The sequence below is a fragment of the Pseudomonas sp. 05N36 genome, from assembly GCF_056397385.1.
In genome coordinates this window covers 54,531-77,467 of record NZ_JBFTNH010000008.1, presented here as the reverse complement: position 1 = coordinate 77,467, position 22,937 = coordinate 54,531, and the positions used below count along the sequence as shown (strand labels likewise).

Genomic DNA, 22,937 nt, shown 5'->3' with positions numbered 1-22,937 from the left:
ATCCATGACTGACCGCGAACAACTTCATCGAGATGGCTATGCACTGCTCCGTCGAGCGATCCCGGCCGAGTGGCTTGCAGACCTTCGGACTGTATTCGATGCGGGCGTGAAACCGGCGGACCAATGGCCCGTGCCACGTGGCATGGATTGGCGCCATTCGCTGCTGGACTCTGATTCGAAGATTCAGGCTGTGTGTCGTCTGCCCCAGGTGCTGGCGGTGGTGGGCGAGTTGATCGGAGAGCGGTTCTTCCTCTCGCAGGTGGAGGGTCGCGAGCCTCTTGCAGGTGGCGGTCATCAGCAGCTGCACCGCGACTTGTCGGCCCAACGGCCAGGCGACATTGTGAACGTCCTGGCTTTTTTCGACGATTACGGCCCCGAGAACGGCGCAACTCGTATCGTCCCTGGCAGCCATCGCCCTGAGCAGGGAGAGCCGCCATTCGACTTCAATGACGAGTCCCGGTCCGTGCAGCTTTCAGGTTCGGCGGGTGACATCCTGGTGTTTGATGTCGATTTAGTGCATGCGGGCAGTCTGAACTCAATCGGCGCACGCCGTCGTTCCATCCTGATGAGTTATTTTTCAGAGCCCCTATACGCTTCACACCTGGAAACGGTGAGCCTGCGAAATATTCGGATGGACACGACCGATCGGTTCGATCCCTCGGATTGGGAACATTGTTTCGAAGGAGAAAAAGCTGGAACATCGGCCAGCCATATATTTCATTTGGGTAACATTTCTACCGCATGGAAATAAGCGGGACATACTCCAGCAAAGGACACAAGGCACGCTATGCAGGCCGCCTCATAAGGAATTCAGCGTGCAGGTATTAGCCCTATAGCCTGTCACTGCCGTCAACTCGATGCGGTATTGAACGTCTTAATCCATGGAGTAAACAGTATGAGTCTGTCCAGAAAATTGCTTGTCGGCGTTGCCTTGAGCGGCCTGCTGCTCGGCGGGTGCACCTCAAGAATCACGGAGAAAGAACAGTACTCAGGGTTTCTTCCCGACTACAACAACTTGCAGGAAGTCACTACACCCAGCGGTGAGAAGGCGATGCGTTGGGTGACTCCGTCCTGGAACCCGAACACTTATGACACGGTGGCCTTCAAGCGATTGGAACTGTACCCGACACCACAGCCCAATGAACGGGTCAACCGCCAGACGCTGGACCAACTGCAAGCCTACATGACGAACAATGCCAAGAGCGCGCTGGGCCAGAAGTACCGTGTGGTACCCAACGTTCAGTCGGCCCCTGCCGGTTCGCGAGTCCTGGTCGTACGCGCTGCGATTACCGGGGTCAGCACGTCCAACGAAGGTATGAAATGGTATGAAGTGGTTCCGGTTGCGGCCGCAATAGGCGCGACTCAGGCGGCCACCGGCCACCGTAATCAAGAAACCGAGTTGTACATTGAGGCCGAGATAATCGACGCAAGCAATGGCCGGACTGTGGCCAAAGTGGTACGCAAGGTCTTCGGTGAGCAATTGAAAAATGCAAGCCAGCCGGTTACCGCCAACGATTTCAAAGCGGCGATCAAAAAACTGGACAGCGATATACAAGCATTCATCGAATAGCAATGAAGTGTCAGTCAGCTTCCGTGGATGACTGTGCTTCTCATCTCAGCCCCGCAGGAAAAGGTCGGTGCCGTCCAATCTGATGGCGCCAGCTGCTCGGGCGCCCGCCTACGTCTCAGGAGCAGCGAGCGGCAGAGCACATTGACACCTGGACTATAAAAACTGCCCTTGCGGCAAGGCGAGATTTATAACCCCGTGCGTAAATGTCGATGCTTTCGCGATTGCCTTCTGCGAAAACAGCCGCAACATGACGACTTTGCCCAACGTATCGCTGCGTAAAGCCTCTTCATCCTGGTTGCCGATCAGGATGATAGTGGGCGCAACAGACCATCCGCCAGCCTGCGCATAGAAACGAGCGAGCGGCGGATCACACGTGAAGACACCGATATCAAGGTTACTGCGCTCCATACAACGAGTCGCTGCAGCGACGGTCTTCAACCCAAGACCTAGCCCCTGACAATCTGGATCGGTCATGACGCAACTCAGCCCGGCAATGTCAAATGTGTCACCCGCATGTTCAATCGGCTTCATTACGACCGCGGCATAACTGACAACCCTGTCGTGCGCGCAAATATAGAACGAGAATGTATCGAACACCGGATCGTGCAGCGGTATCGCCATATTGATTTCATCTTCTTCCGTCTCGGGATAGACACGGTTTTGCAGCAAAGCAAACTCTCGTTTCAAAGCCGAAGAGGCCCGAATGTAGGCTATCGCGTCAACAGCCCAAGGCTCTGATGGCTTACGGTGGATCATTGTTACCCCTTCTCCTGAAATGACATGCCCGATCTAAACCTCGCCCCTCATAGGTGCGCCGGCATCCAGTACATAGTGTTTCCAGACGCCTCACACCGTCTGTCTGAAGCCTGAGAACCATAAACGAATGCCGTGCGTCCTAATTCATGCAAACCCACTCTTATCGATGGAAGCCATCATGCATTTTGAGTAACGCTGCTACTTCGAGCACCAAACAAGATAAAGATAAAGATAAAGATCAGTAGACCCGATCTTTACGTCTTCATGCTCCAATATGATGCAGAAAGCCCGCCGGTAGCGGGCTTTCTCATTAACCTCTCCCTCTCTTGAACATCAGTTTCGGCTCATGGGTTTTAAAGTTCCCTTGGTTCTCCGTCTTGAACCTGGAGAGCAGCTGGACTGCACGGGGCGACTCCATGCAGTCAATGAGCGTGTTCACCCTCTCGTTAACCAGCCTCTTGGCTCGCCTGCGTTTGACGACCTCTTTCAGCATCTTGAACCAACGCGTTCAAGAGTTCTTCGGTATGGTTTATCGAATCACGTATCTCGTCAAACGCCTCATCCAGAGCTTTTTCGATCTCGAGTGCAGGAGATCCACGTAATGTTTCCTGTATTTCAAGCTCGTCCTGCTTGAATTGCGAAAGGTTGGCGCGCAAGCCCTCTAATCGAAGAGATATCTGGGAGATATGGTGTCGGCGGCGCTGAACCATGATGCTTCTCCTGTTGGGTTCCCATACCTGTTTAGAACGCTGCCTGCAAAGAGATGTTCAGCATTTCCTGACCAAAGGATCCGGTCTCGGTAAAAGTCCTTTAGAGAGAACTCTGCGACACCATTCGTCGCCTATTAAAACGGGGTGCAGGATACGGCTCAAGGATTGCTAAGTACGCCCGTAGCGGCCCCAGGACGACATAATTCTGACGCGGCAGCAATCAACATTAACGCTTAAGGACTCCAGCGATACGCCTGGTCAGTCACCGGAGATGTAACGTGTCAACTCTCAATGAAATCGCAGCGAACCACGCGAGAATGGCTAAGGCAAACGAAGAAGAGTCGACCGGGCTGAGTGAGCGACACCTTCAAATAGTGGGCAGCTTTGAAATCCCCGCCATCGATGCACAACAGCACATTCCATTGCACCTGATTGCCGGGGTGCAGGACAACCACTTCGAACAGGCAACTGGCTACTTGCTCTGACAGTGTTTGATCTCAATACCGGGTTGGTTCGTCATCGGCTTGTCGCAGGCCACGCAGAAAAATTGATATTTTGAACAGTGTGCGAGCAAAACGTGCGGTGAGCTGATCGGGATATCCGGGAGGGTGTCATGGCCGCTGTTAGCGATACGCTGAAGCTGTTTCTCGCGGGCGACGTCATGACCGCCCGCGGCATCGACTCAGTACTGCCGCATCCTGGCGATCCGCGGCTTTACGAAGCTTACGTCAAGCATGCCGGCGACTACGTCCGGCTGGCAGAAAGACTCAATGGCCCGATTCCCCGCCCGGTCGACTTCACCTATGTCTGGGGCGCCGCGCTGGATGAGTTCGAACTTCGCCAGCCACACGCACGCATCATCAATCTGGAAACTGCGGTGTCCCGCCGCGGGCGACCGGAGCCAAAAGGCATCAATTACCGCATGAGTCCGGAGAACTTCCCGGTCATCAGCGCAGCCGGCATCGACTGCTGCATGCTGGCCAACAATCATGTGCTGGACTGGGGAGAAGCCGGTCTGACCGATACGCTAGACACCCTGTCAAGCAACGGTATGTGCAGCGCTGGCGCCGGGCATAACCGGCAAACTGCCGAAGCGCCTGCCGTACTGTCGCAGCCTGGCGGGCGGCGTTTGCTGGTGTTTGGCCTCGGCGCCCCCGACAGCGGCATCCCACCGGACTGGGCCGCTACAGACAAGCGCGCGGGCGTCGCACGGCTGGAGGATCTGTCGATGCAAAGCCTGCACCCGGTGGCCAAACGGATTCTTGCGAGCAAAAAACCGGGAGACCGGGTGGTCGCCTCCATTCACTGGGGCGGTAACTGGGGATTCGATATCCCGCGGGAGCAGGTCCGGTTCGCCCATGCCTTGATCGACGAGGCCGGAGTTGACGTGGTGCACGGGCATTCCTCGCACCACATCAAGGGCATCGAGGTGTACCGCGAACGCCTGATTCTCTATGGCTGCGGTGATCTCCTGAACGATTACGAAGGTATCGAGAACCACGCAGACTTTCGTGGCGACCTGGGGCTTCTGTACTTTGCCGCCCTGGACCCAAGCGGGTGCCTGCATTCGCTGGACCTGATACCCATCCGCCTCCATCGCTTTCGCATCTGCCGCGCCGAAGGGGATGACCATCAATGGCTGCACGATACCCTTTCTCGCGAATGCGCACGCTTGGGCAGCCGCATCGAGCCAGGCGCGAAAAATGCCTTCACGTTGTGTTGGTAGGAAAACAGGTCGGCATTCTGTTGCGAATAGTTGCACCCAACCCGCCGGATTCAACTGAATAACCTATGGGATCTCAACCATCAGGGCTCTGACGCCCAGATAACATTCGAACTGTTGATAACCGGACACCGGTCAGGGTTGATCTCGCGCTCGCGATGAAGCCAGACCCTGGTTCGCTCGACATCGAGTTTTCGCTCGTCTCTTTCCCTCATGACGATGCCAGATACGCCGAAATGCCCGCACTCAGGACAATTCAGTTCAATGCCATCCATTGCGGATTCAATACGTCGCGCGTCTTCCGAGCAGATCAAACACCACATGAGCCACTCCCAAGCACCTGTCAATTTCCACGACCAAGCGATCCAGCCGCCAACTCATGCCCCACCGCCGGGCATCGCCGAACGTTTTCCAGGCGCTGACTTCTCGCCCATCCTCGCGGTGCAGGTTGTCAATTAATAGACCATTTCCAACCGTCACGCTACCTCGACAAAAAATTCCTTGTACCCACAGAAAACCGGTAGCCCTGGTCTCGATCAGACGGGGGGGTGAATACCCTCGGCGGGTGTTGATCAAGTGACCGTCGGCCTCACCTTTTGTCGCAAGTCGATTGACTGAAGGGAGCCTTTGGAGCCCAGTACTCAACGGGCCAGACCAGATCACACGAAGAAAAAATCATGTCGAAAATAACGGTGATATCCGGTGACTTTCTGGCAGGCGATGCTGAATTTCAATCTGGATTTTTCACTCTGAAATCCGCACTGAAACCTTCTCTCGAACTCAAGATTCCCCTGTCAAATCTGGAAACCCTGGAAACAGCAACCGAAGAAGTCGTCAACAAGAAAGGCAGCGTCATCCGATGGGGCCTGGCGGGAGCATTGCTTCTAGGGCCAATAGGGCTAGTGGCGGGCTGGTTACTATGCGATACAGAAAGGGAAATAACGTTCTACGCAAAACTCAAGGATGGCCGCTGCTTACTGGCCACTACCGATAAAGGTACTTACTCAAAGATCTCTGCTTCTCCCCTCAAGTAACCCCCTCCCCTCAAAGTCAGCCGCTATAGCAGCAAGTGTTCGCCCTGACCAGCAGCTGGCCACTCAGCACGTTTCCTGAAGCATCTGGCAGGGCGAACAGGTAAACCTTACGCGCTCCATAACACCGCGTCCTCAAGCCAATTCTGAACAATTCACAACTGAACAGACACGCTCTGCCGACTGTCAGCATCCATCCGCCCCAAAACCAACAAAGCCCAGCACTGGGCTGGGCTTTTTCACTCCGTTGAGCTTATCTTTTCGGAGGTTTTTTGTGGCTGTCCAATCGACCGCTCTCCAGCAAATCCTTGTACTTCAACGCCTCAGCTTCACTGTGATAGACGCCGACCAGAACATCTCCCTGAAAGACATCCCACATCCTGATTCCCGCGCTACTTGATTCATGAGACATGTGATGCTCATCGCGCTCTTTGATGGTAATGACCATTTGCACATCCTCTGGATGAGGCAGGTAAGGTCTTTTTTACTCCTGTAATCCCCAAGATTCCATACCGAAAGCCTTCACCTCTCTCTGACGCTCCTGGGAGGGAGTGATTGCGGGGCAATCACGCTGTCGTTATTTGACCGCCTGCACATTTGGCAATAAGCAAGATGGGCATATGGCGAAAACGAATACCCACGCTGAAAATAGCTCAACGGTTTGAGAAAAATAGAATACGCTAACTATTGATACCCACGTCTAATGGCAGGATTTCATGTTGACAAGGAAGGCTTCTTTTTTTTCCGCCGGGTGGACCGATGCCAAACTCAAAGTCGGACATGTCATCCTCTTTGTTGCCGTCGTATGCATCTCGCTGATAGCAATAAGCACTTGGGGAATCTTCAACTCCCTGGAGTACCATTTGCACGACAAGGAAACCGAGATGTCCAATCTCTCGAAGACGTTGTCGTCCAACATAGAGGCCACCCTTACGCAGGCTGACACGGTACTTATAGGCGCCAAGGAACGACTGGAAACTGAAGGCGGCAATGCAGAAAACTTAAACAAACTGGAAGAGTTACTTAAAATACAACAAAAGCGCCTGCCTCAAATACATGGCTTTTTTGTCTACGATGAACAGGGACGCTGGCTACTCAATTCAAACGGTGTCATACCCGCTAGCGCCAACAACTCGGACCGTGACTATTTCATTTATCATCGCGACCATACGGACCCGGGACCCTATCTTGGCCCTTCCATACGCAGTCGCTCAACCAATGAATGGATCATGACGGTATCACGCCGAATCAACCATCCGGACGGCAGTTTTGCCGGCGTCGCACTCGCTACCATTTACCTCAACTACTTCCTCAATCTTTACGAAGGTGTGGACACCGGAACGAACGGCCTGATCAATCTGGTGAGTTCCAGCGGCAACATTGTGGTGCGCAAACCATTTCGCGACCAGGACATCGGCATTAACATATCAAAAGGCGAAGTGTTCGCCCTGTTAAAGCCTGATGTGAACTCCGGCACGGCGACCATAAAATCGTTTATCGACGGTGTAGAGCGGGTCATAGGCTTTAGACGCATTAATGGGTACCCCCTTGTCGTCGTCGCCGAATTTGATCGAAATGAAGTACTGGCGGACTGGCGGACTGGCGGAGCGAATCCCTCGCCAGCCTGATCATTTCCTCCATATTATTAATAATCCTGAGCGTTATAGGTTATCGACTCATCAAACTCATGAGTCAGCAAATTCAAGCGCAAAGAGAATTGCAAGCCTCTCAGAAAGATTACATTGAAGCCAATAAGATTCTTGGTTTGATGGCCCTCGAAGATGGACTGACACGGCTGGCCAACCGACGCCACTTTGATTTCTTCATAGAAGCTGAAGTGGCCAGGAAAAAACGCAAGAAACTGGACGGCACTGCACTGATCATGATCGACGTTGACCTCTTCAAGAGCTACAACGACCTCTACGGCCACGTACAGGGTGATGAGTGCCTGAAGGCCGTGGGCGCTATCATTAGAAAGCATGTCAACCGGACCGGTGATCTTGCCGCCCGGTACGGTGGGGAAGAATTTGCCGTAGTACTGTCAAACACCGATTATGTTGGGGCTTTCCTGCTGGCCGAAAAAATCCGACTCGATTTGGAGCACGCTGAAATACAACACAGCGACTCTCCGCTAGGGGTGGTCACTATCAGCATTGGCATTAGTTCACTTTCCGAACTGGAAGTCGATACGGTAGAGGGCTTGGTGGATATCGCCGACAAAGCGCTATACATCGCCAAGTCCAGCGGGAGAAACAGGACCGTCATTTCAAATTAGCAAGGACGGCAGACAGCAGTAAAAAAGCAGCCAAGCCGTAGTTGGCTGCTTCGTCACATCGAAGCAAGAACCTCCATCTAATCCAGCGTTACCGATTCCCTGGAACGATTTGACCGGGTGACCGCCTTCTCCTCGGTGTCGCGACGCAGTAAGGAAATGTTGTAATCGTAGGTCGATATCAAGGGCACTGGCTCATCATTGCGGGCCATCTGAAGCCATCGCCTTGTACGTTCAAGGTCAAAGGATTCGTTCTTCGAGGTCATTTTCGCAACAAGGTTCGCCGAGACCCTGAAGTGTCCACAACCGGCCGGGCAATTGACCTCTGACCAGTCTCCCAGCGCGTGAACAGTCTTGGCGACAGCCTGACAAATTAAGCACTTCATATGGGATCTCCCTATCGATGACCTCTCAACTGTAGTCGATCCCCGGCCGAAAACGAGAAAAGCCCTGCAAGCGTGAACCTGCAGGGCTTCTCGGTCAGACTGACCGTCTCATTAAGCCGGGCAACCCATGGTTTTCCCGGCTTTTTGAATGCGTTGTGCTTATCGGATTTTGTCGGTGGTCGAAGTCACTGCCTTACTCAAACCTTTTGCGTTGTGATCACCGGGTGTTGTCGCCGAGATAGCCGTTGCTTTCGCCACCCCTCGCGTTGCTTTCGAATGCGCAATACCCGAAGTCACGGCTCCATGACCACGATGGCTATCGCGGGCACGTCCAAGGTGATCGCGTCCTAGGTGATCGCGTCCAAGGTGATCATCGCTATCACGTCCGAGGTGTTTTCCGCTCAATCCGCGGTCTCGAACAGCCCGGCCGTCGTGATCGGTTTCCTGGCCTTCAGCGCGACCATTGCTCTTGGCACCCGCCGAATGACCTTCACCCGCATGAGCACCACCTGCATGACCACCACCGCCGCCACTGCCACCACCATTTCCGCCACCATTGCCATTACCGCCACCGTGACCACCACCTTCTTTGGCATAGGCCGTACCCATGACAGACAATCCGGCGGGGAGCAGAGGCGCGGCAGCAAGCATCAATACGCACGACATAGCTGCGGCTAGCTTCTTGTTTTTCAAAGGCATGATAGATTCCATAATGGTTCGTTTTTTACAGATTGTCGGACAAAGACAGTTGCCTGTAGTTCAGAACGAACGACGAACGGATCCATGCCCCTGCGCTGATGGAATCGGCTGCACGGGCAGCCGATTTCTTCTCATAGCCAGCCGCACAAACAGGACGATACGAAGATTGATTCAACGGCGCCCCCACCCTACTGATCGAGAGCGCCGTTTAGAACCTCATCAATGATCGCGGTAGTGATAGCGACAAGAATCAGATATCTACGAGCGCGATCTGAACATGTCCGCGCTCTCAGAAAAGGGATTAGCCCCTGCACTGCAGACGGTACTGGAGGGTTTAGTTCCACCCGTGACAGTCGTTGCACTGCGGCTCGCGGATAGCCGTCGACCACCCGCGAGCCAGTACCATCAGGCCAGCAGCTTACGTTCGTCTTTACCGTACTTGAGCGATTTTTCGTCCGGAATCATCAGGCCGGTGTGCTCGTCGCGCCCCTGCAGGATGAAACGGGCGTCCGGCTTGCCCAACTGGGTGGCAGCCTGCTGGCTGTCGGCACCAATCTCGCCTTTCTTCATGCGATTGACGATCACGCCCACCGCCGTGTCGTTGAAGTCGCGCAGCATCCATGCATCACCGTCGCTGTCACCGGCCACCAGCACCGGGCCATAACCCTTCTGTTTCACCAGTACATTCTTGATGCCGACGGTCTTGCCTGGGCCGTAATTGAAGTGCCAGTCCGGTTGATAGCGACTGGTGTACTTACCGTTTTCCATCGCCATGCGCAGGCCGATCACGTTCTCGGGCGGTACGCCATAGCCGTAGTTGGGATGACCGGCGAACACGCGTACTACATCGTCGATCGAGGCGGTGCTGACGTAGACGTCGATACCATTGGCGCGCAACGTGTGCATCAGGCCGCGGATTTCCTCATGGATGCGGATGCCATGAAAGTGCGTGTCCGCCACCACCCCTGCCTTGCCTGGCAACGTGCGTGAACTCTCGTACTTGACCTTGCGCAGCGCGTCGCCCATGGCGTAGTTGTTGGAGGCCTCCGCCATCGCCTGCAACTCGGCCGTGGTCATGTTCTTGTAGAAGTACAGAATCCACTTGTAGCCGATCTCCACCGGGTAGCTGTCGCAGATCGCGTCGTACATGAAGTAGAGCTTGGCGAGAAAATCCTTGTACTGCTCGCTGGCCTGGATCTCTTCCAGGCTTTTGTCGCCGGCAAGCCCTTTGTAGTTGGCGTGCAACCAGCGGTAGTCAGCTTCCACGTCGCTGGAGATGTCTTCCATGGTGACCGGTTTACCGTCCACCGTGGTGTAGTCCTTCATGAACGCGCCGTTCGGCACGTCCTGGCGCAGCACGGCGGCGAACTCATCGGGCGTCAGCTTGTACTGCAAATGATTGATCTGGTAGACCAGCAACGCTTCTTCACAGTCATTCATGATGCAGGTGTTGTCCCAGTCGAACACCGCGTACGGGCGTTGGTCAGGACGGTAAGACGCACTTTTGACGCCGTGCTGGTCGATGACCGCCTGCAGGCGCTGGGTGTTCAGTGGTGACCAGCGTGCCGGATCCAGCGCGCTCGGTGTGGCCGCGGGCGTGGCGGCTTGCGTTATACGGGAGGACAACAACAGCGGGGTTACGACGGAAACAGTAGCGAGGGTGTTCAGAAACTGGCGACGCTGCATGGTATAGCTCCTACTTCTAGACGATAGGTTACAACCGAGGCGATGGCGAAAGCGTGTTTCGAAAATAGGGACGAGGGGAAAAACCGTCCCGTGACGAGGCTAACTTCAAATACACAAAAACACAATATTGCCACAATATTACATTTTGATGATTCGCAGACCGCGCCCGCCCCTGCTGATGGAGGCCGGAGCGAACTTGACAGTGACCGGTGCCCCTCCACAATGCGTGCTCGGACAGCGACTCAAACGGCAGGACACCAGGCATGTGGCAAGAAGAGCGTTACCAGCGAATCCGCGCACTGCTATCGACCTTGCAGCGCGTCACCACCGACCGCATCGTCACGGAGCTGAATGTTTCACGCGAGACCGTGCGKCGCGATCTGGTCGCTCTGGAAGACCTCGGGGAGTTGAAGCGGATACACGGCGGCGCCATTCGAGTCGAAGACGAAGCCCCCATCGCCGAGCGGGCGCTCAGCAACGTCAAATTCAAGCGTGACCTCGCGCGTGCAGCGGTCGGCCTGCTGTCGCACGGACAGACCGTGTTTATCGACGCGGGCACCACCACGGTCATTCTTGCCGAAGAGCTGGCCAAGCTGGGCGGGCTGACCGTGATCACCAACTCGTTCAACGTGGCGCTGCAATTGCGTAACCCCGCCGCGTCGGGCGGCCAGCACAACGAGGTGATCGTGCTCGGCGGTTCGCTCGACGACCGTGCTCCCGCCACGGTTGGCGGCACCACGGTGGCGGAGATTGGCCGCTATCGGGCCGACCTCGCGCTGTTGTCGCCCGTCGGCATCGACGCCCAGCGCGGCGTCAGCAACTACGACCACCGTGAGGCCGAAGTGGCCCGCGCCATGGCCGAGAATGCCGAACGCGTGGTCATCCTCGCCGACTACAGCAAGATCGGCGTGGAGAGCCGCGTAGCCTATTGTCCGCCAGAGCGCATCGACGTGCTCATCACCAACCACAAGGCCAGCACCGAAGCGGCGTTTGCCGCACTGAACGCCAAGCTGAAACACATCATCCTGGCGTAGCTCACATCAGTGAAGCTTCTCTACTGAAAGCGTGATGACGGACCTGATTCGGTGTGCCGCAAGCCGGCTGCAGAAAGCCGAGTAAGGCCTGCCGTGTGTCATGCCAGGCCGCCGGGTGCTCCATATCGAGGAAGTGCCCAGTGTTCTTGATGGTGTGGAACCGGGACTGACGGGCATGAGCGGCAAAAAGCCGGGCGTCCTCCACCGAGGTGTATTCATCCCATTCGCCGTTGACGAACAACATCGGGACTTCGATCGCGTCGGCACAGACCGAGTAGCAGTGGATATCCTGCGTCAGGATCTCGTTGACGTGGAAATGCATCTGCCGGTATTCGTGTTCGGCCAGGCTGCTGACATGGCGATGATTAAAACGTTTGAACAACGATGGCAGGTGCTTGCCAATGGTGCTGTTGATCAAGTGCCCGACATTGGGCCGATCACAGGCCTGGAGAAAACTCAGGCCGTTCTCCAGGTAATCGCGCATCGGCGCATTGATCCGCGCTGCAAATGAATTGATCACCGCCTTCTCGATTCGACGCGGCCGCTGGGCCAGCGCCAGCAAGGTCGCCGCGCCCCCCCAGGAAAAGGACAGCACATGATGCACGCAAAAGTGCTCGATCAATTCCAGCAGGATCTGCGCCTCGTCTTCCTTTCGGATCGGTTGGCCATGGAGGTTGTGCTCTCTCGACTGACCGGCGTAAGGCTGGTCGTATAGCACCACATTGAATCGCGGTTGCAGGTAACGCACCGTTTGAGCAAAGGATGCGGTAGTTGCCAGCGAGCCGTTGACCAGAATGATGGTTTTGTCAGCGGCGGCGTTGAGATAGTGCTCGGTATAAACCTTGTACTTCTTGCAAATCTCGACGATGGCAGTTTTCGGCATCATGTCATTTTCTTCCCTGAACAAATTTAACTAAGCGCACAGCGTGAGCGACTTCCCGGACGGCCTTTGTGACTGATAAGTCACTGACTGACCGGAGGTTCAGAGTTAAGCAGGGATTTTCCCGTCTGCAAGAGCCCGAACGAGTTATTTTGCCGCCCCGTGGCAAGCAATGATCCGACTCACAGTCCCGGGCTCTAAAACCCGATGTAGAGGCCTCGCCCGGGTTCGCTGCCATCGCTTAACACCTGCACCTATGGGAAGATGTTTGCCACCTTGAGTCGGCGGTTAGTTGAGTTGAGTCGACCCTCTACTTCCAACGCCTGAAATATCAACCATGAACCGGATCACACACGTATCAAGTACCCGTACCAAGGCGCTTTGCGGACTGTGTCTGTCGATATCGCTGCTGATGACCTATAACGCGTGCGGTGCACCATTACCGATTGAACTGTTTATCCCCGACGCTCCCCCGTTGACCCTTGTCGATGATCCCAAAGGTCACGGAATCGTCGGAGACGCGGTCCTGAAGGCCATCGCCAACGCCGGCTATGTCGCCCATGTACAGGCGCTGCCTTGGGCCAGAGCGCAAAAACACGTCAGTGAGAATCAGGACATCCTCATAGCCCCGTTGTCACGTACGCCAGAACGTGAGGAGCACTTCAGCTGGATCGCTCCCATCATGTCCATGGAGCGAGCCTTTTTCAGTCTTGACCGGCCAGTGAGCAGCTTCGCTGAAGCCAGGAAAACCTACCGCGTGATCGGTGTAGGCCTGGGCAGCGCACAAGAGGAAATCCTGCGCGCGCAGGGCTTCGACAACCGACAGATCTACCCGCTGACCATTGGCGACAACCCCGCGCAAATGCTCTTGAGAGGACGCATCGATGCCTGGTTCAACGGTGTCCCGGAGACTCAATATATTTGGCCGAAGGTGTCTCGACGCACGCTGCTGATGAGTCCCGTCATGAATAGAACAGATCTTTATCTGGCCTGCTCGAAGCAATGCTCCCCTCAACAGGTACGAGCCTTGCGCAAAGCGGTTGAAACGCTTCGCAGTGACGGCACCCTGGCACAGATACAAAAGGGCTATTTGTCGCAATAAGCACTGCTTCAAATACATGCAGTGGGGGTCTTGAGTCTCTTCGGTACCGGGCTACGCTTCGCTGATGGTCGCCGTCACCCTTGCCGGTGGTCTGCAACTGATCGGCATCGGGTGCGCCAGGTCTACACCACCAGGGACTGAACCATGGATCTCAAGGAAATCGACATTCTCGGTTCAAGCATCGGTCAGCATTGGTATTACTGTTCGAAAGCCGCAGCGATGACTCGTCTGCTGGGCGATACCCCTGTCAAAAGGATTCTCGACATTGGCGCCGGCTCCGGCTTTTTCACCCATCACCTGCTGGCCCGGACAACCGCCACCGAGGCCTGGTGCGTGGATATCAGCTATGAGACGGACTCGGACACCACAACCGCCGGCAAACCGCTGCACTACCGTCGTTCGATTGATTCAGTGGACACCGATCTGGTGCTGTTGATGGACGTGCTGGAGCATGTCGATGACGACGTTGGATTGCTCAAGGCCTATGTCGATAAGGTCCCGTCCGGCAGCCGTTTCCTGATGACGGTGCCGGCATTCCGGTTTCTCTGGAGCGGGCACGACGAGTTTCTCGAGCACAAGCGTCGCTACACCTTGCCGCAACTGGAAACGGTGGCCAGGGACGCCGGTTTGACGGTGATGCAAGGGGTCTATTACTTCGGCCTGGTGTTCCCGATTGCGGCAACCCTGCGGTTGTTGCCAATAGGCGCACAACCGTCGGCGCCACGCTCGCAACTCAAGCGCCATCATCCGCTGGTCAATACCCTGTTGAAGACCCTGTGCACCCTCGAACTTCCGTTCATGGGGGTAAACCGTCTGGCCGGTCTGACCGTGTTTTGTCTGGCTCGCAAGCCGTGACCGCAGCTGAACAGTCAGCGTTGGTCAACGGCATGGCATTCAGCAAAGTGGGCCCTTGAAGATCAAGAGCGAACCACCGAACCCGAGACCGGCAGATTTCCCAGCAGGTTGAGTCCGGTGATCTTCACAAAAGTCTCATAGTCCACCGGCTTCTCGATGCGGGTTTCCGCGTTAGGTAGCACATACGCCCAGGCACGTTTGGACGAAGCGTCGTACACCAGTTTGAACAGGCGGTTTGGCACCCAGACCTTGTTGTCGCCAATGGTGGCATGACCTGCATCAAAGAGCGGGCCGGTGAAGACAAAGACATTGCCATCGGCGCGCTTCGCGAACTTCCTGACATCAGACTCGACCTTGCTCCAGATCTTGCGGTTATTGGTCGGGTCTTGCGGCACCATGTTCGACAGTGCAAAGGTCTGGGCCATTGCATGCGGATTCGGGGCATCGGCGGCCGGGGACTGATGACCACGATCCACGGCCGGATGTTGGCCGCGGTAGTCGCTCAACTCTGCCCGCCCGTCCTTGGGAATGCGTGGGTCCGGATAGAACTGATTGGTTCGCTCTTCTCCCTTGGCATCTGCCAGCTGGGCTGAATTCAGACGCTCAACCACAACCAATGGCGTCTTGCTGGTTTGCGAATACAGCACCGCAAAGTTGTCGGAACACAGGGCCAAGGGCTTCATCGTTGCAGCCACGATGGCCATGCTGATCGGCCGGGCTGCCGGAAACAGGTCGGCGCACCCATCAAACGATGCCTGTTGCTGCTTGCTTGAATACAGCTCGATCGCCGCGCTCTGGCTGATTGAGCCTGAACGGTGCCCTTGTTCCTCGTGCTGGCTGGGCGGCTTGAGGAAGTCCAGCAGGTTGCGAGCTTCTGCCGTACCGGTCGAGAACAAAACAAGGGCCGACAGCCCCACTGCCATTTTGCGTAGGTTCATGCTTGGAATCTTTGAGTTGGATTGAGGGAGGATACTGGCGGCAAAGCCCTGAAATCGTCGGCAAGAAAAAAGAGGCCAATGCCCCTTTTCATGATGCGGACAACATAATAACGAGACTCGCACCCGGCGTCTGACCCATTGAAATCAAAGGAGTTTCTTTTACTCGAAAAACAGTAACGGACATGACCCACAAAGACCTGGCCAACGACACTGAAAGCCCGTGAAACCGTCCCCGGGCTTTTTCGTTTCTGCGTCGCTTTGGCATTTCTGTGCGACAGATCTCACTTCAAGGACTCCCGTACCACTTCCTCATGGTGTTAGTTTGGAAACGTTTCTGTCTCATCGATCAGAAATCTCTCACAAACCACCTGCAAAGGAATGCCCCCAGCAATGGACTTCTCACTCAAGCACCTGGCCGCAACAACCTTGATGCTGGCCAGCCTTTCGGCGTTCACCACATCAGCGCACGCCAACATCACACCGCTCCAGAGCGCAACCATCCTCAAGACCTTCAGTGATACATCAGTCACGGATTTCAGGCAGTTCCTGGGCAGCCTGGCCAAGAGCGACCTTGCCAAAACCGCCGACTTCGGCCCGGCAATCAGTGCGTTCCAGGGCAACAAGCCTCTTTCCCTTGAACAACAGAACGAGATCCATCGCCTGCTTGGCATCTATGCGCGGGTGAAGTACGGCAACGCTGCCACCGAAACCCTGCGCGAGCTGGTGGCCATTCCGACCTTCCGCGTGGAGGGCGTTGCCCAGCACGAGAATCCGGAATTCATCAAGATCGCCGACAAGCTCAAGGGCCTGGCCCAGGCTTTCAACCTGAACTTTCGCAACATCGACAACCGCGTCTATGAAATTTCCCTCGAAGGCGGTGGCGATGAAATCGTGGGCATTCACGCGCACGCCGACGTAGTCCCCGTGACTCCGGAGAACTGGGTCCTGAAAGACGGCACCCGACTCGATCCGTTCAAGGTCACCCTGGTCGGCGACCGCATGTACGGTCGGGGCACCGAGGATGACAAGAACGGCATCGTGGTGGCGCTCTACGCCATGAAGATCATCAAGGAAGAGAAGCTGCCGCTGGCGAGGAATTTCAAGCTGCTGGTGGACACCACCGAGGAAACCACCGGCGACGCCATCCCCTATTACTTCGAACACAACCCGACACCCAATTACAACCTGGCGCTGGATGGCGGCTACCCGGTGGTGATTGCCGAGAAAGGCTACGGCACCGTCATGGCGAGCTTTGCCCGCCGTAAGGCTGAAGGCAGCGGCGCCGAAATCACCTCAATGACGGGCGGCCTGGCCACCAACCAGATTCCATCGACTTCGGTCGCCACCCTGGTGAGTGACAAGCCCGCCGAGTTGGCCGCCAGCCTGCAGCAGGCCGGTACTGATTATGCCAAGCGCAATGGCGGCAACTTCGAGGTGACCGCCAAGGTCGTCGGCAAGGACGTCAAGCTGACGGTCACCGGGGTTTCCGCCCACTCCTCCGAGCCCGAGTCAGGCGTCAACCCGGTGGCAAGGATGCTGGGCTTGATCAACAGCCTCGACGGTAAAGTCGCGCTCAAGCACAACCACATTACCGATGCCGCCCGCTATGCTGCCGACAACTGGAGCCTGGACTACCTGGGTGGCAAATTGGGGGTCGGTTTTTCCGATGCCTTCATGGGACCGCTGACCACGTCCCTGACCTATGTCGGGATGGATGACAAAGCCTTCAAACTCGCGGTCAACCTGCGCGTGCCGGTCGGTAAATCCCCGGAGACGCTCAAAAACGAAATCGCCGATAAGCTTGGCGCCTGGAGCAAGCAGACCCACATTGCCGTGGCCTTCAACTACTCGATCGCCGAGCCGATGCACCGCAACCCCGAGGGTGAATGGGTCAAGGCCCTGCTGGCCGTGTCCAGTGAAAACCTTGGCATGGAACACAAATTCGGCACCTCCGCCGGCGCCACCTCGGTCCATGAACTGCCCAATGGCGTGCAGTTCGGCCTGGCCAGGCCGGAGGTCAAGTACACCGGCCACACCGACAACGAGTTCAAGACTGTCGACCAGTTCCTGCTGGACCTGCAGATCGTGACCGAGATGATGGGGCGCGTCGGGCAGTTGCCGAAGCTCTGATCCACCGTTCGGACCCGCTGTTCTGGCGGGTCCACCTTTTTGATGGTCGGGCGCTACCCCAGCAACTGACTCAACGCCGCTCGCAGCTTTCCGGGTTTGACCGGTTTGTTCAGCAGCGGCGCGCCGAGTCGTTGCAACGAGCGGCGACACTGATCGCTGCGGTCTGCGGTGATGATCACGGCGGGAATGGCGGCGGCGAAATGCTCGCGCAGGTGGCGAATCACGTCGCAGCCGATGACCCCATGGTCCAGGTGGAAATCCGCCAGAATCAATTCCGGCGCCCGCCCCTGCAAGGCCAGCAGCGCACCGCTTTCGTCGGTTGCCGTCACCACCTCGCAGCCCCACTGGCCGAGCAATGCGCTCATGCTCTCGAGGATGCTCACTTCGTTATCCAGCACCAGCAGACGACGGCCCGGCAAAGGGTTGCCGGTGCTCGGCTGCGGCACCGCCTGATGGATGGGCAGCGGCACTTGCTCGCCGATCGGCACCTGGATGCTGAACATCGAACCGCGTCCCGGCAACGAGCGGACCTCGACCTTGTGCTCGAGAATTCTCGCGATACGCTCGACGATAGCCAGACCCAACCCGACGCCCTTGCGGTCGGCCGCACGTCCGACGTCCAGCTGGTTGAACTCCAGGAAGATCGAGTCCAGGCGGTCGGCCGGAATACCGCGACCTGTGTCCCAGACTTCCAGGCGCAGGTTCTTGCCACGTCGCCGGGCGCCCAGCAGGATGCTGCCCTGCTCGGTATAGCGACAGGCATTGCTGAGCAAGTTGCGCATGATCCGCGACATCAACCGAAGGTCGGTGTGAATGGCGAAATTGCCCATGTGTACCCGCAGGTTCAACCCGGCCGCTCCAGCCACCGACTGGAACTCCGAGACCAACGGGCCCAGCAGTTCATCGAGGCGATACAGGGCAATATCCGGTTTGACCGCTGCTTGATCGAGACGGGAAATATCCAGCAGATCAGTGAGCAGGTCTTCGGCACCTTCCAGCGCTTGATGAGTGCGTTCGACCAGTACCTGCTCAACACTGGGTAACGGGCGTTCACGCAACGTGGAGATCAGCAGGCGCGCCGCGTTCAACGGCTGCAGCAGGTCGTGGCTGGCGGCGGCCAGGTATTTGTCCTTGCTGTTGTTGGCCGCCTGCGCCGCATCCCGGGCATCGCGCAAGGCCTGTTCGACCTGCTCGCGCTGGGCGATCTGCTGTTGCAGGTTGCGGTTGGCTTCGAGCAATTCATCGGTGCGCGCGGTGACCCGTTGTTCCAGCTCATCGTTGAGCGTCTGCAAGCGTTGCTGGGCCAATTTACGCTCGGTGATATCGGCGACAAAACCTTCCACCAGGCCCTCCTGATCCGGCTTGAGCAGCAGGTTCATCAACACATCGATGTGGCTGCCGTCCTTGCGTCGCAGCTGGGTTTCATAGCCCAGCAGGCTGCGTTGAGCTTGCAGGGTTTCAGCGATGTCCTGCACTTCCTGCGCATCGCCGACGAACAACTGGCTTGCCAGATCGGCTCGGGAGAACAGTACTTCCTGAGGCGTCTCGTAACCCAGCATGTGCGCCAGCGCCGGGTTGGCGGCGAGCATGCCCTGTTGCAGGCTGGCCTGGAAAATTCCGTGGACGGCGTTTTCGAACAACCACTTGTAGCGGTTGCGTTCGGCTTCCAGCTCGTCGAGACGGGCCGCCAGCTCCGGGTAATGACTCTTGCGCGCCGAATGATTGCCCAGCCCCAGCAATCCGGTCAGCGCCCGTTGTTGCTCGTCAGAGGGCTTCGCCATAGACGACCTCGACATCGCGCTGGCTCGACTCGCGGGGGTTGGTGAGAATGCACGGGTCATCCATCGCATGCTGGGACAGGAACGGAATGTCAGACGTGCCGACTCCGTGCAGGCCCAGGGTTTCGTGGAAACCGATGGCGTGTTTCAGCGCGATCAGGTGCTCCACCAAACGCCCACAGATCTGCCGATGATTGAGGCCGCGGCAGTCGATGCCAAAGGTCTCGGCAATCACTTTGAAACGCTCCGGTGCCGAGCTGTAATTGAACGCCACGACATGTTCCACCAGTACCGCGTTGCACAAGCCATGAGGCAGGTCGAGGAAACCGCCCAGGCTGTGGGACATGGCGTGCACCGCACCGAGAATCGCGTTGGAGAACGCCAGGCCGGCCTGCATGCTGCCCAGCATGATCTTTTCGCGCAGGGCGATATCCGTCGGGTTGGCGATCATCTGTACCAGATTGCCGTTGATCAGCCGCATGGCCTCCAGCGCATGCGGGTCGGTCAACGGGCCGTGACCGGTGGAGACGAATGCCTCGATAGCGTGCACCAGGGCATCGATGCCGGTACAGGCCGACAGAAACGGGTCCATGCTCAGGGTGGTTTCCGGGTCGATCAGCGACACGTCCGGCACCACCGCCTTGCTGACGATGGAGAACTTCATCCGCTCCTGCTGGTTGGAGATGATCACGAACTGCGAAACATCCGCCGAGGTGCCAGCGGTGGTGGGGATCAGGATCAGCGGCGGGCTCGGTACGCGGATCATGTCCACGCCCTCGAACTCGAGAATGCTGCGACCGTGGGCAACGACGATGCCGATGCCCTTGCCACAGTCCATGGGGCTGCCGCCGCCGACGGCGACGATCACATCGCAGTGGTTTTCACGGTAGATGTCGGCCCCCAGCATGACCTCTTCGACCCGCGGGTTGGGCGACACGGCGCTGTACAGGCAATAGTCGATGCCGAGGGCCTGCAGGCTGGCCTCGACATCGGCGACCCAACCGGCAGCGATTACGCCGGGGTCGCTGACCACCAATACCTTGCGCGCGCCGAAGGTCTTGGCATAGTTGCCGACGTTATGCCGGCAGCCGGCACCGAAAATGATTTCAGGCGAAACGAATTTACGCAGCTGGCTGAGACTCTGGCTCATTGGAAAGCCTGTTTTTATTGTTTTGGAAGGTAATAGCCAGCCTAAAGCATCCCGCTGCGAATGCAATCAGACCAAAGGGTAGCCCGCGCCTCAGCCGCGAAAGATCAACTGCGACGCCTTCTCGTTGCGCAAGGTCAGCTGCTCGATCCCCTGCCCCGGCGCTTCGGCTTGCCGGCGGGCCTCGAGGATCTTGCCATGGTGCGGTGACTTGCTGCACACCGGGTCCGCATTCGCGGCATCGCCGGTGAGCATGAACGCCTGGCAACGGCAGCCACCCAGGTCCTGGTGTTTTTCATCGCAGGAACGACAGGGCTCGGTCATCCACTCATCGCCGCGAAAGCGATTGAAACCGAAGGAGTCGTTCCAGATGTGCTCGATGCTGTGGTCGCGCACATTGGGAAACTGCACCGGCAACTGCCGGGCGCTATGGCACGGCAACGCGGTGCCGTCCGGGGTGATATCGAGAAACAGGTTGGCCCAGCCGTTCATGCAGGTCTTGGGGCGTTCTTCGTAGTAGTCCGGGGTGACGAAGATCAGCTTGCAGGGGTGGCCCTGCTGCTCCAGGCGCTGGCGATACTCGTTGGTGATGCGTTCGGCACGCTGCAACTGCTCACGGGTCGGCAACAGGCCGACGCGGTTGAGTTCGGCCCAACCGTAGAACTGGCAGGTGGCCAACTCGACGAAATCCGCCTCCAGCTCCAGGCACAGCTCGATGATTTGTCCGATCTGGTCGATGTTGTGCCGATGGGTGACGAAGTTCAGCACCATCGGATAGCCCTGGGCCTTCACCGCCCGGGCCATCGCCAGCTTCTGGGCGAATGCCTTGCGCGAGCCGGCGAGCATGTTGTTGACCGTCTCGTCGGCGGCCTGGAAGCTGATCTGGATATGGTCCAGTCCGGCCTCCTTGAACTGCCGGACCTTGCTCGTGGTCAAGCCGATCCCCGAGGTGATGAGGTTGGTGTAATAGCCCATGTCCCGGGCGGCCTTGATCAGCTCGGCCAGGTCCTGGCGTACCAATGGCTCGCCACCGGAAAACCCCAGTTGCGCAGCGCCCATGTCCCGAGCCTCGCGGAACACGCGGATCCACTCGGCAGTGCTCAATTCCTCGCCGTGCCGGGCAAAGTCCAGGGGGTTGGAACAATACGGGCACTGCAACGGGCAGCGATAAGTCAGTTCCGCCAGCAGCCACAACGGCGGGCCCGGACGCGGGTCATTCGATCCAGTATTGAGCATGGGCCACCTCCAGAAACGCCAGCACATCTTCATCGATCCCCGGCACCTCGGGGAAACGCGCCGACAACAGCTCGATGATCGACGCCACATTGCGCTGACCGTCCACCAGGCTGAGGATCTCGCCGGCACTGCGATTGAGTTTGATCATGCCTTCCGGGTAGAGCAGCACATGGCAATCCTGACGGGCTTCCCACTGCAGGCGAAAGCCACGGCGCAGTGCCGGTTGCAGGTGACGTTCGATGCCGCTCACAGGATGATCCCCCGATGCCAGACTGCCTCGCGGGTGACGCTGTGGTACGGCGGACGTTCCAGTTCATAGGCCATGCTCATGGCATCGAGCATGCTCCACAGTACGTCGAGCTTGAATTGCAGAATCTCCAGCATCCGCTGCTGCCCCTCACGCGTGACGTAATGCGCCTGGGTAATGCGCAAGCCATGTTCGACATCACGCCGCGCCTGGCTCAGGCGTGTGCGGAAATACTCGTAGCCGGCAGGGTCGATCCACGGGTAGTGCTGCGGCCAGGCGTCGAGTCGGGATTGATGGATTTGCGGTGCAAAGAGCTCAGTGAGCGAACTGCTGGCGGCCTCCTGCCAACAGGCGCGACGGGCAAAATTGACGTAGGCATCCACCGCAAAGCGCACCCCCGGCAGGACCATTTCCTGGGATAGCATCCGCTCACGCGCAATGCCCACCGCCTCCCCCAGCCGCAGCCAGGCCTCGATCCCGCCCTCGCTGCCGGGCACGCCGTCGTGATCGACCAGGCGTTGCAGCCACTCCCGACGCACCTCGCGATCCGGGCAGTTGGCCAGAATCGCCGCATCCTTGAGCGGGATGTTGAGCTGATAATAAAAACGATTGGCGACCCAGCCCTGGATCTGTTCACGAGTCGCCCGGCCTTCGTACATCGCATGATGGAACGGATGGTGAATGTGGTAATAGGCGCCCTTGGCGCGCAGTGCCTGTTCGAACTCGGCGGGGGCCAGTGGTGTGTCAGTCATTTCGG

General features: G+C 57.4%; 23 protein-coding genes. 11 read left to right on the top strand and 12 right to left on the bottom strand.

What is annotated here, in order from left to right; translation table 11 throughout:
* The first annotated feature begins 4 nt into the window (after positions 1-4).
* Complete coding sequence (locus AC1DIH_RS12955) at positions 5-751, top strand: phytanoyl-CoA dioxygenase family protein (protein ID WP_477771958.1); 747 nt, start codon at positions 5-7, stop codon at positions 749-751.
* Between the two features lie 144 nt (positions 752-895).
* Entirely contained in the window at positions 896-1,570 is a 675-nt protein-coding gene (locus AC1DIH_RS12950; protein ID WP_427538637.1) for a DUF3313 domain-containing protein, read from the top strand.
* Between the two features lie 153 nt (positions 1,571-1,723).
* Here the strand turns inward: AC1DIH_RS12950 and AC1DIH_RS12945 are convergent, their stop codons facing one another.
* Positions 1,724-2,326, bottom strand: coding sequence for a GNAT family N-acetyltransferase (locus AC1DIH_RS12945; protein WP_477771957.1), 603 nt, complete (start codon positions 2,324-2,326; stop codon positions 1,724-1,726).
* A 446-nt stretch (positions 2,327-2,772) separates the two neighbouring features.
* Positions 2,773-3,036: a hypothetical protein gene (locus tag AC1DIH_RS12940; protein WP_477771956.1), complete on the bottom strand. Its 264-nt coding sequence runs from the start codon at positions 3,034-3,036 to the stop codon at positions 2,773-2,775.
* 278 nt (positions 3,037-3,314) lie between these two features.
* Here AC1DIH_RS12940 and AC1DIH_RS12935 point away from each other — a divergent pair, with 278 nt between their 5' ends.
* The 3 genes from AC1DIH_RS12935 (at position 3,315) to AC1DIH_RS12925 (ending at position 5,793) form a co-directional block, all read left to right on the top strand.
* Entirely contained in the window at positions 3,315-3,521 is a 207-nt protein-coding gene (locus tag AC1DIH_RS12935) for a hypothetical protein (protein WP_054596953.1), read from the top strand.
* Between the two features lie 128 nt (positions 3,522-3,649).
* The gene (locus AC1DIH_RS12930) at positions 3,650-4,762 is read left to right on the top strand and encodes a CapA family protein (RefSeq protein ID WP_477771955.1); all 1,113 of its coding nucleotides are present in this window, start codon (positions 3,650-3,652) and stop codon (positions 4,760-4,762) included.
* A 674-nt stretch (positions 4,763-5,436) separates the two neighbouring features.
* A complete protein-coding gene (locus AC1DIH_RS12925) occupies positions 5,437-5,793 on the top strand; it encodes a hypothetical protein (protein ID WP_477771954.1) in 357 nt (118 codons plus the stop codon).
* A gap of 250 nt (positions 5,794-6,043) precedes the next feature.
* Here AC1DIH_RS12925 and AC1DIH_RS12920 read toward each other — a convergent pair whose 3' ends face one another.
* Positions 6,044-6,238, bottom strand: coding sequence for a hypothetical protein (locus tag AC1DIH_RS12920; protein ID WP_054596949.1), 195 nt, complete (start codon positions 6,236-6,238; stop codon positions 6,044-6,046).
* Between the two features lie 268 nt (positions 6,239-6,506).
* On the opposite strand from AC1DIH_RS12920, the gene AC1DIH_RS12915 reads away from it, so the two are divergent.
* Positions 6,507-7,418, top strand: a complete 912-nt coding sequence (locus AC1DIH_RS12915) for a cache domain-containing protein (RefSeq protein ID WP_477771953.1) — start codon at positions 6,507-6,509, stop codon at positions 7,416-7,418.
* Positions 7,419-7,477: 59 nt separating this feature from the next.
* The gene (locus AC1DIH_RS12910) at positions 7,478-8,065 is read left to right on the top strand and encodes a GGDEF domain-containing protein (protein ID WP_477771952.1); all 588 of its coding nucleotides are present in this window, start codon (positions 7,478-7,480) and stop codon (positions 8,063-8,065) included.
* 542 nt (positions 8,066-8,607) lie between these two features.
* Here AC1DIH_RS12910 and AC1DIH_RS12905 read toward each other — a convergent pair.
* Together AC1DIH_RS12905 and AC1DIH_RS12900 are read right to left on the bottom strand one after the other, a co-directional pair.
* On the bottom strand, positions 8,608-9,147 hold the full coding sequence (locus AC1DIH_RS12905; RefSeq protein WP_477771951.1) for a hypothetical protein: 540 nt from the start codon (positions 9,145-9,147) through the stop codon (positions 8,608-8,610).
* A 405-nt stretch (positions 9,148-9,552) separates the two neighbouring features.
* Positions 9,553-10,833, bottom strand: coding sequence for a haloacid dehalogenase-like hydrolase (locus tag AC1DIH_RS12900; RefSeq protein ID WP_054596945.1), 1,281 nt, complete (start codon positions 10,831-10,833; stop codon positions 9,553-9,555).
* A 263-nt stretch (positions 10,834-11,096) separates the two neighbouring features.
* Here AC1DIH_RS12900 and AC1DIH_RS12895 point away from each other — a divergent pair, with 263 nt between their 5' ends.
* Entirely contained in the window at positions 11,097-11,867 is a 771-nt protein-coding gene (locus AC1DIH_RS12895; RefSeq protein ID WP_477771950.1) for a DeoR/GlpR family DNA-binding transcription regulator, read from the top strand.
* 1 nt (position 11,868) lies between these two features.
* Here the strand turns inward: AC1DIH_RS12895 and AC1DIH_RS12890 are convergent, their stop codons facing one another.
* On the bottom strand, positions 11,869-12,753 hold the full coding sequence (locus tag AC1DIH_RS12890; RefSeq protein WP_477771949.1) for an alpha/beta fold hydrolase: 885 nt from the start codon (positions 12,751-12,753) through the stop codon (positions 11,869-11,871).
* A 331-nt stretch (positions 12,754-13,084) separates the two neighbouring features.
* Here AC1DIH_RS12890 and AC1DIH_RS12885 point away from each other — a divergent pair, with 331 nt between their 5' ends.
* Together AC1DIH_RS12885 and AC1DIH_RS12880 are read left to right on the top strand one after the other, a co-directional pair.
* The gene (locus tag AC1DIH_RS12885) at positions 13,085-13,849 is read left to right on the top strand and encodes a substrate-binding periplasmic protein (protein ID WP_477771948.1); all 765 of its coding nucleotides are present in this window, start codon (positions 13,085-13,087) and stop codon (positions 13,847-13,849) included.
* 144 nt (positions 13,850-13,993) lie between these two features.
* A complete protein-coding gene (locus tag AC1DIH_RS12880) occupies positions 13,994-14,704 on the top strand; it encodes a class I SAM-dependent methyltransferase (RefSeq protein ID WP_477771947.1) in 711 nt (236 codons plus the stop codon).
* A 62-nt stretch (positions 14,705-14,766) separates the two neighbouring features.
* On the opposite strand, the gene AC1DIH_RS12875 is transcribed toward AC1DIH_RS12880, so the two are convergent.
* Positions 14,767-15,642 (bottom strand): DNA/RNA non-specific endonuclease, encoded by an 876-nt coding sequence (locus tag AC1DIH_RS12875; RefSeq protein WP_477771946.1) that lies wholly within the window; start codon positions 15,640-15,642, stop codon positions 14,767-14,769.
* Between the two features lie 390 nt (positions 15,643-16,032).
* Here AC1DIH_RS12875 and AC1DIH_RS12870 point away from each other — a divergent pair, with 390 nt between their 5' ends.
* Positions 16,033-17,772: a dipeptidase gene (locus tag AC1DIH_RS12870; RefSeq protein ID WP_477771945.1), complete on the top strand. Its 1,740-nt coding sequence runs from the start codon at positions 16,033-16,035 to the stop codon at positions 17,770-17,772.
* 53 nt (positions 17,773-17,825) lie between these two features.
* Here the strand turns inward: AC1DIH_RS12870 and AC1DIH_RS12865 are convergent, their stop codons facing one another.
* From AC1DIH_RS12865 to pqqC, 5 genes are all read right to left on the bottom strand, one after another.
* Positions 17,826-19,553, bottom strand: a complete 1,728-nt coding sequence (locus AC1DIH_RS12865) for a PAS domain-containing hybrid sensor histidine kinase/response regulator (RefSeq protein WP_477771944.1) — start codon at positions 19,551-19,553, stop codon at positions 17,826-17,828.
* Positions 19,537-20,700: an alcohol dehydrogenase-like regulatory protein ErcA gene (gene ercA, locus AC1DIH_RS12860; protein WP_477771943.1), complete on the bottom strand. Its 1,164-nt coding sequence runs from the start codon at positions 20,698-20,700 to the stop codon at positions 19,537-19,539. Before ercA ends, AC1DIH_RS12865 begins: the two co-directional genes overlap by 17 nt.
* A 90-nt stretch (positions 20,701-20,790) precedes the next feature.
* Positions 20,791-21,933 (bottom strand): pyrroloquinoline quinone biosynthesis protein PqqE, encoded by a 1,143-nt coding sequence (pqqE, locus tag AC1DIH_RS12855; RefSeq protein ID WP_477771942.1) that lies wholly within the window; start codon positions 21,931-21,933, stop codon positions 20,791-20,793.
* Positions 21,911-22,183, bottom strand: a complete 273-nt coding sequence (gene pqqD / locus AC1DIH_RS12850; protein WP_054596934.1) for a pyrroloquinoline quinone biosynthesis peptide chaperone PqqD — start codon at positions 22,181-22,183, stop codon at positions 21,911-21,913. The genes pqqE and pqqD overlap by 23 nt, the downstream gene beginning before the upstream one ends.
* Positions 22,180-22,932, bottom strand: coding sequence for a pyrroloquinoline-quinone synthase PqqC (gene pqqC / locus AC1DIH_RS12845; RefSeq protein ID WP_477771941.1), 753 nt, complete (start codon positions 22,930-22,932; stop codon positions 22,180-22,182). Before pqqC ends, pqqD begins: the two co-directional genes overlap by 4 nt.
* Positions 22,933-22,937 lie beyond the last annotated feature (5 nt).

Bases quoted from the DNA above. Each gene is read 5' to 3' on its own strand.
- AC1DIH_RS12955 (WP_477771958.1), top strand. From the start codon at position 5: ATGACTGACCGCGAACAACTTCATCGAGATGGCTATGCACTGCTCCGT.
- AC1DIH_RS12950 (WP_427538637.1), top strand. From the start codon at position 896: ATGAGTCTGTCCAGAAAATTGCTTGTCGGCGTTGCCTTGAGCGGCCTG.
- AC1DIH_RS12945 (WP_477771957.1), bottom strand. From the start codon at position 2,326: ATGATCCACCGTAAGCCATCAGAGCCTTGGGCTGTTGACGCGATAGCC.
- AC1DIH_RS12940 (WP_477771956.1), bottom strand. From the start codon at position 3,036: ATGGTTCAGCGCCGCCGACACCATATCTCCCAGATATCTCTTCGATTA.
- AC1DIH_RS12930 (WP_477771955.1), top strand. From the start codon at position 3,650: ATGGCCGCTGTTAGCGATACGCTGAAGCTGTTTCTCGCGGGCGACGTC.
- AC1DIH_RS12925 (WP_477771954.1), top strand. From the start codon at position 5,437: ATGTCGAAAATAACGGTGATATCCGGTGACTTTCTGGCAGGCGATGCT.
- AC1DIH_RS12920 (WP_054596949.1), bottom strand. From the start codon at position 6,238: ATGGTCATTACCATCAAAGAGCGCGATGAGCATCACATGTCTCATGAA.
- AC1DIH_RS12915 (WP_477771953.1), top strand. From the start codon at position 6,507: ATGTTGACAAGGAAGGCTTCTTTTTTTTCCGCCGGGTGGACCGATGCC.
- AC1DIH_RS12910 (WP_477771952.1), top strand. From the start codon at position 7,478: ATGAGTCAGCAAATTCAAGCGCAAAGAGAATTGCAAGCCTCTCAGAAA.
- AC1DIH_RS12905 (WP_477771951.1), bottom strand. From the start codon at position 9,147: ATGCCTTTGAAAAACAAGAAGCTAGCCGCAGCTATGTCGTGCGTATTG.
- AC1DIH_RS12900 (WP_054596945.1), bottom strand. From the start codon at position 10,833: ATGCAGCGTCGCCAGTTTCTGAACACCCTCGCTACTGTTTCCGTCGTA.
- AC1DIH_RS12890 (WP_477771949.1), bottom strand. From the start codon at position 12,753: ATGATGCCGAAAACTGCCATCGTCGAGATTTGCAAGAAGTACAAGGTT.
- AC1DIH_RS12885 (WP_477771948.1), top strand. From the start codon at position 13,085: ATGAACCGGATCACACACGTATCAAGTACCCGTACCAAGGCGCTTTGC.
- AC1DIH_RS12880 (WP_477771947.1), top strand. From the start codon at position 13,994: ATGGATCTCAAGGAAATCGACATTCTCGGTTCAAGCATCGGTCAGCAT.
- AC1DIH_RS12875 (WP_477771946.1), bottom strand. From the start codon at position 15,642: ATGAACCTACGCAAAATGGCAGTGGGGCTGTCGGCCCTTGTTTTGTTC.
- AC1DIH_RS12870 (WP_477771945.1), top strand. From the start codon at position 16,033: ATGGACTTCTCACTCAAGCACCTGGCCGCAACAACCTTGATGCTGGCC.
- AC1DIH_RS12865 (WP_477771944.1), bottom strand. From the start codon at position 19,553: ATGGCGAAGCCCTCTGACGAGCAACAACGGGCGCTGACCGGATTGCTG.
- ercA (WP_477771943.1), bottom strand. From the start codon at position 20,700: ATGAGCCAGAGTCTCAGCCAGCTGCGTAAATTCGTTTCGCCTGAAATC.
- pqqE (WP_477771942.1), bottom strand. From the start codon at position 21,933: ATGCTCAATACTGGATCGAATGACCCGCGTCCGGGCCCGCCGTTGTGG.
- pqqC (WP_477771941.1), bottom strand. From the start codon at position 22,932: ATGACTGACACACCACTGGCCCCCGCCGAGTTCGAACAGGCACTGCGC.